The sequence below is a fragment of the Streptomyces sp. NPDC053513 genome (assembly GCF_044544765.1).
GTDB lineage: Bacteria > Actinomycetota > Actinomycetes > Streptomycetales > Streptomycetaceae > Streptomyces > Streptomyces litmocidini.
In genome coordinates, this window is the sequence record NZ_JBITXP010000009.1 from 347,980 (window position 1) to 360,053 (window position 12,074).

Genomic DNA, 12,074 nt, shown 5'->3' on the forward strand with positions numbered 1-12,074 from the left:
TGCGGGTAAGTGTGCACGTGGGAAGGGGTGCGGCGGCGCCGCGTTCCCGAATCGTGCCCTTCCGGGCGTTCCCGTCCCGCTCCCGATCCCGTTCCCGTCGTGAACGAAACGCACGCAACCGTGACCCCGGTCACAGGCTGATGGATAGTCGCGGAGGTCCACCGGGACGTGGACACCCATCAGCACGAGGAGGACCCCGTGGCCGCACGCCGGGACCGCACCCACTATCTGTATCTCGCCGTCATCGGCGCCGTACTGCTCGGCATCACGGTCGGCTTCCTGGCGCCGGGCGTCGCCGTCGAGCTCAAGCCGCTGGGCACCGGCTTCGTCAACCTGATCAAGATGATGATCTCGCCGATCATCTTCTGCACGATCGTGCTCGGCGTCGGCTCCGTCCGGAAGGCCGCGAAGGTCGGCGCCGTCGGCGGCCTCGCCCTCGGCTACTTCCTCGTGATGTCGACCGTCGCGCTCGCGATCGGTCTGCTCGTCGGCAACCTGCTGGAACCCGGCTCCGGGCTCCACCTCACCAAGGAGCTCGCCGAGGCCGGCGTCAAGCAGGCCGAGGGCGCGCACGAGTCGACCCCGGACTTCCTGCTCGGGATCATCCCGACCACCCTCGTCTCCGCCTTCACCGGGGGCGAGGTCCTGCAGACCCTCCTCGTCGCCCTCCTCGCCGGCTTCGCGCTCCAGGCCATGGGCGCGGCGGGCGAACCGGTCCTCCGGGGCATCGGGCACATCCAGAAGCTGGTCTTCCGCATCCTCGGCATGATCATGTGGGCCGCGCCGGTCGGCGCGTTCGGCGCGATCGCGGCGGTCGTCGGGGCGACGGGTGCGGCGGCGCTGAAGTCGCTGGCCGTCATCATGATCGGCTTCTACCTGACCTGCGGGCTCTTCGTCTTCGTGGTCCTCGGCGCGCTGCTCCGCCTGATCGCCGGGATCAACATCTGGGCCCTCCTGAAGTACCTGGGCCGCGAGTTCCTGCTGATCCTCTCCACCTCGTCCTCGGAGTCCGCGCTGCCGCGGCTCATCGCGAAGATGGAGCACCTGGGCGTCAGCAAGCCGGTCGTCGGCATCACCGTGCCGACCGGCTACTCCTTCAACCTCGACGGCACCGCGATCTACCTGACGATGGCCTCGCTCTTCACCGCCGAGGCGATGGGCGACCCGCTGTCGGTCGGCGAGCAGATCTCGCTCCTCGTCTTCATGATCATCGCCTCGAAGGGGGCGGCGGGCGTCACGGGCGCCGGGCTCGCGACCCTGGCGGGCGGGCTCCAGTCGCACCGGCCCGACCTCGTCGACGGGGTCGGCCTCATCGTCGGCATCGACCGCTTCATGAGCGAGGCGCGCGCCCTGACCAACTTCGCGGGCAACGCGGTCGCGACGGTGCTCGTCGGCACGTGGACGAAGGAGATCGACAAGGCGCGGGCCGCGGAGGTGCTGGCGGGGCGGGTGCCGTTCGACGAGACGACCCTCGTGGACGATCACGGGGCGGCGGGGGTCCCGGACCAGCGTACGGACGAGGGCGAGGAGAGGGCCCGAGCGGGCGTCTGACCCCCGGCCTCCGACCGACCCCCCGTGCGGGCCGCGCCCGACCGGCCTCCGACCGGCCACCCCCGTGCGGGCCGCGCCCGACCGGCCTCCGCCCGTACGGCCCTGCGTCCGTCGTACGGGCCCGCACCCGGCGAGGCGACGCCTCCGGGCCGTGTGCGCCGCGCCCGACGGGGCGGTGCCCCCGCTCACCCCCGTGTGGGCAGTCGTCCCGCTGGGGCGGGACGGGTGGGCACACGGGACGGCGCCCTTCAGCGGCGCCTCCGCGTTCCGCGCCTTGACCCGCACCCCCGGTGCGCTGTGCACGGGGTGCGGGTTCAGGCTCATGAGCCTCGGGCGCCGGTAGGGCGCGGGTCCGTTGTGCCCACCCGTTCCGCCCTGCGGAACGATTGCCCACAACGGGGTGGGCGGGGGCACCGCCCGCGGGCGCGCGCCCACAACGGGGTACGGGGAGGGGCGCCGCCCCAGCGGAACGATTGCCCACAACAGGGGGCGCGGGGGCGCCGGCCCAGCGGGCGCAGCCCGCAACGGGGGTGGGCGGGGGTATCGGCCCCGCGGGTGGGCCCGCAACCGGGCGTGGGAGCGGCGCGGCCCTGCGGGTGGGTCCCGGTGGGTGCGTGGGTCAGGGGGTGTTCAGGGGCGAGGAGTCCCCCGGGGAGAGGGACGACAGGTCCTCCGGGGAGAGGCGCAGGGTCGTCGCTTCCGCCGAGTCCCGGGCCGTCTCCGGGCGGCTCGCGCCCGGGATGGGGAGGACCGTGTCCGAGCGGGTCAGGAGCCAGGCGAGGGCCACCCGCTGGGGGCTGACGCCGTGCGCCCGGGCCACCCGGTGGAAGGCGCCGAACTCCGGGTCCTCCTCCAGCGCGGACGCCCCGTCCAGGGAGCTGCGCGAGATCCCGCCCAGCGGGCTCCACGGCAGGAACGCGAGGCCGAGGGAGACGCAGAGCCGCAGCTCCGCCTCGCCGTCCCGCACCGCGGGCGAGTAGCGGTTCTGTACGGAGACCAGCCGGTCGCCCAGGATCTCGCGGGCCAGAAGGATCTGCCCGGCGTCCACGTTCGAGATCCCGGCGAGCCGCACCGTGCCCGCGTCCAGCAACTCCCGTACCGCGCCGAGTGATTCCGCGTACGGGACCGCCGGGTCCGGCTTGTGCAGCTGGTAGAGGCCGATCGCGTCGCCGCCGAGCCGCCGTGCCGAGCCCTCCGCCGCCCGCCGCAGGTGCTCGGGCCGGCCGTCCACGGTCCAGCCGCCGTCGGCCGTGCGCCCCCGGCCGCCCTTCGTCGCGACGAGCACGTCGTCCACCCGGCCCCCGTAGGAGGCGAGGGCCCGCCCGACGAGGAGCTCGCCCTCGCCCGGCGTGCCGCCCGGCGGGTGGTAGGAGTCGGCGGTGTCGAGGAGGGTCACCCCCGCGTCCAGGGCGGCGTGCACGGTGGCGACGGCCCGCGCCTCGTCCGGGCGGCCCTCGATGGAGAGCGGCATCGTGCCGAGCCCGACGGCGCCGACGCGTACGTCCCCCAGCATCCGGTACCGCATCAGCGCTCCACCCCCAGCGTCTCGGAGACGGCCTTCGCCAGCCACGCGCCGGAGTCGGAGAAGGAGTAACCGAGGGAGGCCGCGCGGGAGTTGGACATGGCGTACGAGCGGGCGAAGGAGAACGGCGAGACCTCGCCGACCTCCACCTCCCGGAAGACGGTCCGGCCGCCCACCAGCCTCTCGATCTCCACGCAGAGGTCGGCGGTGGTGAGCGGGGAGGAGGAGTGCGCGTTCACCGGTCCGGTGAAGTCCGCCCGGACCGCCCAGGCGAGGAACGCGGCGATCTCCTCCACGTACACATAGGTCGCCGGACGGTTCACCGCCGGCACGGCGATGGGCTCGCCCGCCCGGATGTGCCGCGCGTAGTGGTCGAGCCGGCCGGTGAAGTCGTCCGCGCCGCCCAGGACGTGCGCCACCCGCACCGAGGCCCAGGCGAACGGCGTCCCCGCCGCGAAGACCGCCTCGGCCTGCCGCTTCCCCTCCCCGTAGTGCGCTTCGAGGAACTCGGGGTCCTCCCAGGGCAGGCCCGTGTCGACGGTCACGGCGGCCAGGTCGAGGGCGGACTCGGCGACCGGCTCGGCCGAGTCCTCGTACTCGTAGACCTCGACCGTCGACGTCATCACATAGCGCCGGGTGTGCGTCGCGAACACGCGCCGGGCGATCTCGGCCTGGCGCGGCGTGTAGCAGACCTGGTCCACGACGACGTCGAAGGAACGGCCCGCGAGAACGGAGACGAGCGCGTTCTCGTCGTCGCGGTCGGCGACCAGCTGCTCGATTCCTTCCGGGGCCGGGGAAGAACCCCGGTTGAGCACCGTGATCCGGTGCCCGGATTCCCGCAGCAGCGCGATGAGCCGCTTTCCGAAATAGCGGTTCCCGCCGATGACCAGAACGTCCATGGGTTCCGTCTTCTCCAACCCTCTCAACTCCCCCGGTTTCCCTGCTCTTCCGAGCGTTTTGTTTCTTCGACAAGTGTTACGTTGTGCGCTCGCCGGTCGAAGGGGGAAACATGGGAGTCCAGGCCGTCTCGCCGAAGGAACCACGGCATTCGCGCACCGCCGCCGACGAAACCTCGGTGTCCGTTTTCGACCCCATCGACCGGCAGATCCTGGACCTCCTGCAGACCGACGGCCGCATCAAGCTCAGCGAGCTCGGCCGCCGCGTCCGGCTGAGCCCCGCGGCCGTCACCGAACGGGTCCGCCGGCTGGAGGCGGGCGGGGCGGTCACCGGCTACGGCGCGCACGTCTCGCCGGCCGTGCTCGGCTACGGCATCCAGGCCTTCATCCGCGTGAACCCGCACGGCGGCTACACCCTGAAGCACCCCCGCACCCTGGAGCTCACCGCGCGCCCGGAGGTCCTGGAGGTCCACCACGTGGTCGGCGAGGACTGCTGGATCCTGAAGGTCGCCGTCACCGACACCGTCCACCTGGAGGAGGTCCTGGAGCAGACCTCGGCCCTCGGCCGGACCACGACCTCGATCGTGCTGTCGTCCCCGGTGGTCCGCAAACCCCTCCTTCCGCCGGCGGGGCGCTGACCCGGCGGGGCGCTGACCCGGCGGGGCGCCGACCCCTTGCCTTGACGTCGGCGTCAAGGCCTACCGTCGGGGACATGCGCATCGGAGAGCTGGCCGAGCGGGCCGGGACGACCACGCGGACCCTGCGGTACTACGAGTCCCGCGGTCTGCTGACCGCACGGCGCACGGAGCGGGGCCACCGCACGTACGACGAGGGCGACCTGCGGCTGCTCCAGCAGATCAGGACCCTGCAGGACTTCGGGTTCGAGCTGGAGGAGACGCGGCCGTTCGTCGACTGCCTGCGCGCGGGCCACCCGGCGGGGGACTCGTGCCCCGCCTCGATCGCCGTCTACCGGCGCAAGCTCGCCGAGCTGGACGGGCTGATCGAACAGCTCCGGGCGGTGCGCGCCCAGGTGGGCGCCCAGCTGCTGCGGGCCGAGGCGGAACTGCCGCACGGCCCGGAGCCCCGGTGCGAACTCGAAGCGGTGACGGAGACGGAGGGACGGCGGAGATGACGACGTACGCGGAGGGCGTGGCGGAGGTCACGGACGGGGACTTCGGCACGGAGGTGCTGGGCGCCGGACTGCCGGTGCTCGTGAAGTTCACGGCGGAGTGGTGCCCGCCCTGCCGGCAGATGAAGCCGGTGCTCGGCGCGATCGCCGTCGAGGAGGCGGAGCGGCTGCGGATCGTCGAGGTCGACGTGGACCGCAGCCCGGAGACCGCGCTGAAGTACGGGATCCTCGGGACCCCGACCTTCATGGTGTTCCGCGGGGGCGAGCCGGTGAAGTCGATGGTCGGAGCCCGCCCGAAGCGCCGCCTCCTGGCGGAACTGGAGGACGTGCTGGACGGGGACTGAGGCGGTCGGCGCCGAGGCGCCCGTCCGACACCGGGGCATACAGAAATACCCCGACTAGAATTGACAGTCGGGGTATTGCCTCGCGTATATTGATGGATTCCGTGTTCAGACGCACCGAAGACACGGAGAAGTTCAATAAACGCACTGTATCGCGCCGGGAGTCGAATTGTCAACCGAGGAATTTCGGAATGAGCAGAGATTCATCACGGATCTCTACGCACGACTCGACGACCTGAGGGACCAGGCCGAGGCCGCCGTCCAGCAGGCGCTGCGCACCCCCGGGGTCGGCAGCAGCCAGGGACGGCTCGAACGGGACGTGCTGGTCGCCGAACAGTCCGGGCTGCTCGCCGCGCTCAACGCCGGGGAGAGCGGTCTCTGCTTCGGCCGGCTCGTCTTCAAGGACGGCCGCGACCACCACATCGGCCGGCTCGGCATCCGCGAGGACGACCCGAACCGCACCCCGCTCGTCGTCGACTGGCGCGCCGAGATCGCCCGCCCCTTCTACCTGGCCACCGGGTACGAGCCGATGGGGCTCACCCGCCGCCGGCACATCACCACCCGGGGCCGCGAGGTCGTCTCCCTCCACGACGAGGTCCTCGACCTCGCCGACGGCACCCGCACCGGCCACGAGAGCCGGGACGCCGACGAGGTGCTGCTCGCCGCCCTCGACGCCGCCCGCACCGGCCGCATGCACGACATCGTGCAGACCATCCAGGCCGAGCAGGACGCCATCATCCGCTCCCCGCACCGCGGGGTCCTCGTCGTCGAGGGCGGCCCCGGCACCGGCAAGACCGCCGTCGCCCTGCACCGCGCCGCGTACCTCCTCTACGCGCACCGCGAGCAGCTCGCCAAGCGGGCCGTCCTCATCGTCGGCCCCAACCCCGCCTTCCTCGGCTACATCGGGAACGTCCTGCCCTCCCTCGGCGAGACCGGCGTCCTCCTCGCCACCCCCGCCGAACTCTTCCCCGGCGTCCACGCCACCGGCACCGACACCCCGCGCGCCGCCGCCGTCAAGGGCGCCGCCGCCATGGCCGACGCCCTCGCCGCGGCCGTACGGGACCGCCAGCAGGTCCCCGAGCGCGGCGAACCGCTGATCGTCCCGCACGAGGACGGCGACCTGGTCATCGACTGGGACATGGCCCTCGAAGCCCGCCACAAGGCCCGCGAGACCTTCCTCCCGCACAACCTCGCCCGCCCCTACTTCGTCTTCCGCATCCTCGACGCCCTCGCCGAGCAGCTCGCCGACCGCATCGGCGCCGACCCCTACGGCGGCCCCAACTTCCTCGGCCCCGACGACATCGCCCTGCTCGCCAAGGGCATCGCCGCCAACCCCGACGTCCACGCGGCGATCGACACCCTCTGGCCCGCCCTCACCCCGCAGGAGTTCCTCGCCGACTACCTGGCGGACCCCACCCACCTCCCCGAGGAGGACATCGAGGCCGTCTGCCGCACCGGCGGCACCTGGACCCCCGCCGACGTCCCCCTCCTCGACGAGGCCGCCGAACTCCTCGGCGAGGACGACTCCGCCCTCCGCGCCGCCGAGGAGGCCGAACGGCAGAAGCAGATCCAGTACGCGCAGGGCGTCCTCGACGTCTCCTTCGCCTCCCGCACCTACGAGTTCGAGGACAAGGAGGAACTCGACAAGGACGCCTCCGAGGTCCTCTCCGCCCACGACATCATCGACGCCGAACGCTTCGCCGAGCGCCACGAGGAGGCCGACCACCGCACCGCCGCCGAGCGGGCCGCCGCCGACCGCACCTGGGCCTTCGGCCACATCATCGTCGACGAGGCCCAGGAGCTCTCCGCCATGGCCTGGCGGCTCCTCATGCGCCGCAGCCCCAGCCGCTCCATGACCCTCGTCGGCGACCCCGCCCAGACCGGCGACCCCGCCGGCGTCGGCGCCTGGCAGTCCATCCTCGGCCCGTACGTCGAGGACCGCTGGGACCACGTCCGCCTCGGCGTCAACTACCGCACCCCCGCCGAGATCATGGCCGTCGCCGCCGAGGTCCGCAGGGAGGACGACCCCGCCTTCGAACCGCCGAGCTCGGTCCGCTCCACGGGCGTGGAGCCCTGGCGGCGGGCCGTGGAGGACGTGGTCAAGGAGACCGCCGACGCGGTGGCGGGGGAGGCGCGGGCCGAGGGACGGCTCGCCGTGATCGCGCCCGCCGCGCTCCACCCCGCCCTCGTCGCCGCCCTCCCCGAGGCCTCCCACGGCCCGAAGCCCGACCTCACCCGCCCGGTCGTCCTCCTCGACCCCCGCCAGGCGAAGGGCCTCGAATTCGACACGGTCCTCGTCGTCGACCCCGACGGCATCCGGGAGGGCGCCACGCACGGCGTCAACGACCTGTACGTGGCGCTCACCCGGGCCACTCAGCGGCTCGGGATCATCACGCGGGCCTGAGCCAGACCGTCGCCAGCGGCGGCAGCGTCATCCGCACGCTCGACGTACGGCCGTGCCACGGCACCGACTCGGTCTTCACCGGGTCGGTGCCCACCACGTCCGAACCGCCGTACCGCGCCGCGTCCGTGTTCAGGACCTCCGCCCAGGCCGCGAACGCGTCCGGGACCCCGATCCGGTAGTCGTGCCGCACCACCGGCGAGAAGTTGCACACCGCGAGCAGCGGCGCACCGAAGGCGTCGTACCGCAGGAACGCGAAGACGTTGTCGTCGGCCGCGTCCCCCACCACCCACTGGAACCCCTCCGGAACGGTGTCCCGCTCCCACAGCGAGGGCGTCGCCGCGTACACCGTGTTCAGGTCCCGGACGAGGTCCCGCACCCCCCGGTGGTCCGCCTCCGCCCCGTACGCCGGGTCGAGCAGCCACCAGTCCGGCCCGTGGTCCACCGACCACTCGCCGCCCTGCGCGAACTCCTGCCCCATGTACAACAGCTGCTTGCCCGGGTGCGCCCACATGAAGCCCAGGTAGGCGCGATGGTTGGCGCGCTGCTGCCACCAGTCGCCCGGCATCTTCGACACCAGGGACCGCTTGCCGTGCACCACCTCGTCGTGCGAGATCGGCAGGATGTAGTTCTCGCTGTACGCGTACACCATCGAGAACGTCATCTCGTGATGGTGGTACTTGCGGTGCACCGGCTCCTTCTGCATGTACTCCAGCGAGTCGTGCATCCAGCCCATGTTCCACTTCATGCCGAAGCCCAGCCCGCCGAAGCCGCCCGGACCCACCTGGTCCGTCGCCCGCGTCACCCCGTCCCAGGCGGTGGACTCCTCGGCGAAGGTCACGACACCGGGGCAGCGGCGGTAGACGGTCGCGTTCATCTCCTGGAGGAAGCGGACCGCGTCCAGGTTCTCCCGGCCCCCGAACTCGTTCGGCACCCACTCGCCGTGCTCCCGCGAGTAGTCGAGGTAGAGCATCGACGCCACCGCGTCCACCCGCAGACCGTCGATGTGGAACTCCTGGCACCAGTACACGGCGTTCGCCACCAGGAAGTTCCGCACCTCCTTGCGGCCGTAGTCGAACTCCAGCGTCCCCCAGTCGGGATGGTGCGAACGGCGCGGGTCCTCGTGCTCGTACAGCGGACGCCCGTCGAACTCCGCCAGCGCCCAGTCGTCCTTCGGGAAGTGCGCGGGCACCCAGTCCATCAGCACGCCGATCCCCGCCCGGTGCAGCGCGTCCACCAGGAACCTGAAGTCGTCCGGGGTGCCCATGCGGGCCGTCGGCGCGTAGAACCCGGTGACCTGGTAGCCCCAGGAGCCGCCGAAGGGGTGCTCGGTGACCGGCATCAGCTCCACGTGCGTGAACCCGAGGTCACGGACGTACGCGGGCAGCTGCTCGGCCAGCTCGCGGTAGGTCAGCCCCGGCCGCCACGACGGCAGGTGCACCTCGTAGACGGAGATCGGCGCCTCGTGCGCCGGCCGCGCCCCGCGCCGCTCCATCCACTCCGCGTCCTCCCACGCGTGGTGCGAGGCGGTGACGATCGACGCGGTGTTCGGCGGGCACTCCGTACGGCGGGCCATCGGGTCCGCGCGGAGGGTGTGCGAGCCGTCGGGCCGCGCGATGTCGTACTTGTAGACGGCGCCCTCGCCGATCCCCGGCACGAACAGCTCCCACACGCCCGTCGAACCGAGCGAACGCATCGGCAGCGCCGTGCCGTCCCAGTGCGTGAAGTCGCCCGTCACCCGCACCCCGCGCGCGTTCGGCGCCCACACCGCGAAGCGGGTGCCGGCCACGCCCTCGTGCGTCATGGGCTGCGACCCGAGCGCCGTCCACAGCTCCTCGTGCCGCCCCTCGCCGATCAGGTGCAGGTCCAGCTCGCCGAGGGAGGGGAGGAAGCGGTACGGGTCGTGGACGGGCATCTCGTCCCCGTCGTACCTGACCCGCAGCTCGTACGCGGGCACCTTGCGCAGCAGCGGGACGAACACCGAGAAGAGTCCGTCGCCGTCGTCGTCCATCGTGAGGCGCTTGCCCTTGGTGAGGACGGCGACCTCCTTCGCCCAGGGACGCAGCACCCGGATGACGACCCCGCCCTTCACCGGGTGCGCGCCGAGCACGCCGTGCGGATCGTGATGCTCCCCGGCGAGCAGCCGGGCCCGGTCGCCGGGGTCGAGTACCGGCGCCTTCCGTGCCTTCCGCACGGAGCTGGACGTCTTGCCTGCGGGACGGGCGGTCACGGGGATGCCTCCTGGGGGCAGGGGAAGGGGGTACGGGTACGGAACGGTGAGGTGGTGACGGGGGACACTCGGCCGAACGGGGGGCGGGTGCTGCTTGCGCAGGCGGGACCGGGTGCGCCCCCGCCGCCCACTGCTCCGAACGGGTCGCCCCGCCCCGCTGCGGACTGCGTCTGCCCCCGTTGTGGGCGCGCCCGCCGGGGCGGTGCCCACCCGCCGTTGTGGGCGTGCGCCCGCCGGGCGGTGCCCACCCCTCGCGCCCCCGTTGTGGGCTGCGCCCGCTGGGCCGGCGCCCCCGCGCCCCCCGTTGTGGGCAGTCGTTCCGCTGGGGCGGAACGGGTGGGCACAACGGACCCGCGCCCGGCCGGCGCCCGAGGCTGTTGGGCCTGAACCCGCACCCCAGGTGCACCCAGCTGGTGGTGCGGGTCCAGGCGCGGAACGCGGAGGCGCCGCTGGAGGGCGCCGTCCCGTGTGCCCACCCGTCCCGCCCCAGCGGGACGATTGCCCACACGGCGGGTGGGAAACCGCCCCGCAGGGCGCGGGCCCACATGGGCGGGGGAGCCGCCCACCCGGACGCGGGTCCCACACGGAGGGGGACCCACCCGGGTGCGGGTCCCGTGCGGGGGGTGCGGGAGGGGCAGCGCCCCGCAGGGTGCGGGGGTGGTCATGAGGAGGCGAGGCGTTGGATGGCGGACATGGGGACCGGGAGCCAGTCCGGCCGGTGGCGGGCCTCGTACACGACCTCGTACACCGCCTTGTCCGTCTCGTACGCGCGGAGGAGCGCCGGATCCGCCCGGGGATCCACCCCCGCCGCCTCCGCGTAGCCCGTGCAGTACGCCGCCCGGCAGCGGGAGGCCCACTCCGCGTTCCAGGGCCGGTGCGTGCGGGCCGCGTAGTCGAAGGAGCGGAGCATTCCGGCGACGTCGCGGACGGTGGGCTGGGGGCTGCGCCGTTCGTCCAGCGGCTTCGCCGGTTCGCCCTCGAAGTCGATGACGGCCCAGGCCCCGTCGGAGCCGCGCAGGGTCTGCCCGAGGTGCAGGTCCCCGTGGATGCGCTGCACCACGCTCCCGCCGCCCGCCGCCGCGAACACGGCCCGCAGGCCCGGCACGTGGGGCAGGAGGGCGGGGACCGCCTGGGCCGCCGCGTGCAGCCGCCGGTCCATCGCCGCCGCCAGCTGCTCGGTCTCCGCGCGGTCCAGGCGCCGGGTGGGGAGGGCCCGCGCGAGCGCCAGGTGGACCTCGGCGGTGGCGCGGCCGAGGGCCCGCGCCTCGGTCGTGAAGTCCCGTCCTTCGGCGAGCGCGTCGAGGGCGAGCCGCCAGCCGTCCCGGGAGTCCCGGAGGTAGGGCTGGAGGACGCCCAGGGTGGAGGCCCCGGACTCGAACCAGGCCACCGGGGCCGGGACCCGGGCGCAGCCGGCTCCGGCGAGGGCGAGCGGCAGTTCCAGGTCCGGATTGGCTCCGGGGCTGACGCGCCGGAAGATCTTCAGGATGAACGAATCTCCGTAGACGAGGGAGGAGTTGGACTGTTCGGTGTCCAGCATCCGGGGGGCCAGGGCGGGGGGCAGGGCCGTCGTGGCGTGGAAGCGGAGGGGGCCGGTGCGGCCCGGGCTGCGGAGGCGTTCGTACAGGAGCCCCGCGAGGCGCGGGTCGCGCAGCCCCTCGTACACCGCCCGTCCGGCGAGCGGCCCCTGCCGGATCCGCCCGATCAGGGCGGGGGCGAGGCGGGGCGGCAGCTGGGACCGTACGCCCAGGAGGACTTGGTAGCAGTCGGCGGGTGTCCCGGCCGGCCGGCCGGGTTGTTCGACCCGTACGAGGAGGTGGAGGAGTCCGGGTCCGGTCCCGTCCAGGGGCAGCAGCTCGGTGGCCGCGTCCAGCGTGAATCCGGTGACCCGGCGGCCCTTGCCCGCGAACCAGCGCTGCCGTGGCAGCCATTCGTGGAGCAGGGGGGCGAGGGACGGAAGGAGGGCGTCCGGGGCCCGGGTGGTGGATGCGGTCTCCGGCATGGCAT

9 protein-coding genes are annotated in these 12,074 nt (G+C 73.2%); 5 read left to right on the forward strand and 4 right to left on the reverse strand.

The annotated features are described in order from the left end of the window. Window positions 1–198: 198 nt before the first annotated feature. Window positions 199–1,551 (forward strand): cation:dicarboxylate symporter family transporter, encoded by a 1,353-nt coding sequence (locus tag ACIGW4_RS18825; protein ID WP_399581600.1) that lies wholly within the window; start codon window positions 199–201, stop codon window positions 1,549–1,551. Window positions 1,552–2,170: 619 nt separating this feature from the next. Here the strand turns inward: ACIGW4_RS18825 and ACIGW4_RS18830 are convergent. Further along, a complete protein-coding gene (locus ACIGW4_RS18830; RefSeq protein ID WP_399581602.1) occupies window positions 2,171–3,076 on the reverse strand; it encodes an aldo/keto reductase in 906 nt (301 codons plus the stop codon). Continuing rightward, window positions 3,076–3,972, reverse strand: a complete 897-nt coding sequence (locus ACIGW4_RS18835) for an NAD-dependent epimerase/dehydratase family protein (protein ID WP_399581604.1) — start codon at window positions 3,970–3,972, stop codon at window positions 3,076–3,078. Before ACIGW4_RS18835 ends, ACIGW4_RS18830 begins: the two co-directional genes overlap by 1 nt. 110 nt (window positions 3,973–4,082) lie before the next feature. Between ACIGW4_RS18835 and ACIGW4_RS18840 the strand changes: the two genes are divergently transcribed. The 4 genes from ACIGW4_RS18840 (at window position 4,083) to ACIGW4_RS18855 (ending at window position 7,843) form a co-directional block, all read left to right on the forward strand. Beyond that, window positions 4,083–4,607 (forward strand): Lrp/AsnC family transcriptional regulator, encoded by a 525-nt coding sequence (locus tag ACIGW4_RS18840; RefSeq protein WP_185094634.1) that lies wholly within the window; start codon window positions 4,083–4,085, stop codon window positions 4,605–4,607. A gap of 74 nt (window positions 4,608–4,681) precedes the next feature. Further along, on the forward strand, window positions 4,682–5,101 hold the full coding sequence (locus ACIGW4_RS18845; RefSeq protein WP_123455465.1) for a MerR family transcriptional regulator: 420 nt from the start codon (window positions 4,682–4,684) through the stop codon (window positions 5,099–5,101). Continuing rightward, window positions 5,098–5,442, forward strand: a complete 345-nt coding sequence (locus ACIGW4_RS18850) for a thioredoxin family protein (RefSeq protein ID WP_359588311.1) — start codon at window positions 5,098–5,100, stop codon at window positions 5,440–5,442. The genes ACIGW4_RS18845 and ACIGW4_RS18850 overlap by 4 nt, the downstream gene beginning before the upstream one ends. Before the next feature lie 166 nt (window positions 5,443–5,608). Continuing rightward, window positions 5,609–7,843 carry a HelD family protein gene (locus ACIGW4_RS18855; protein ID WP_399581608.1) on the forward strand — a complete coding sequence of 745 codons (2,235 nt, stop codon included), beginning with the start codon at window positions 5,609–5,611 and terminating at the stop codon, window positions 7,841–7,843. Here ACIGW4_RS18855 and glgB read toward each other — a convergent pair. Both glgB and ACIGW4_RS18865 read right to left on the reverse strand, forming a co-directional pair. Beyond that, complete coding sequence (gene glgB, locus ACIGW4_RS18860) at window positions 7,830–10,070, reverse strand: 1,4-alpha-glucan branching enzyme (protein WP_399581610.1); 2,241 nt, start codon at window positions 10,068–10,070, stop codon at window positions 7,830–7,832. The two genes, ACIGW4_RS18855 and glgB, sit on opposite strands and share 14 nt — an antisense overlap. 661 nt (window positions 10,071–10,731) lie before the next feature. Further along, the gene (locus ACIGW4_RS18865; RefSeq protein ID WP_123455468.1) at window positions 10,732–12,069 is read right to left on the reverse strand and encodes a maltokinase; all 1,338 of its coding nucleotides are present in this window, start codon (window positions 12,067–12,069) and stop codon (window positions 10,732–10,734) included. Between the last annotated feature and the right edge of the window lie 5 nt (window positions 12,070–12,074).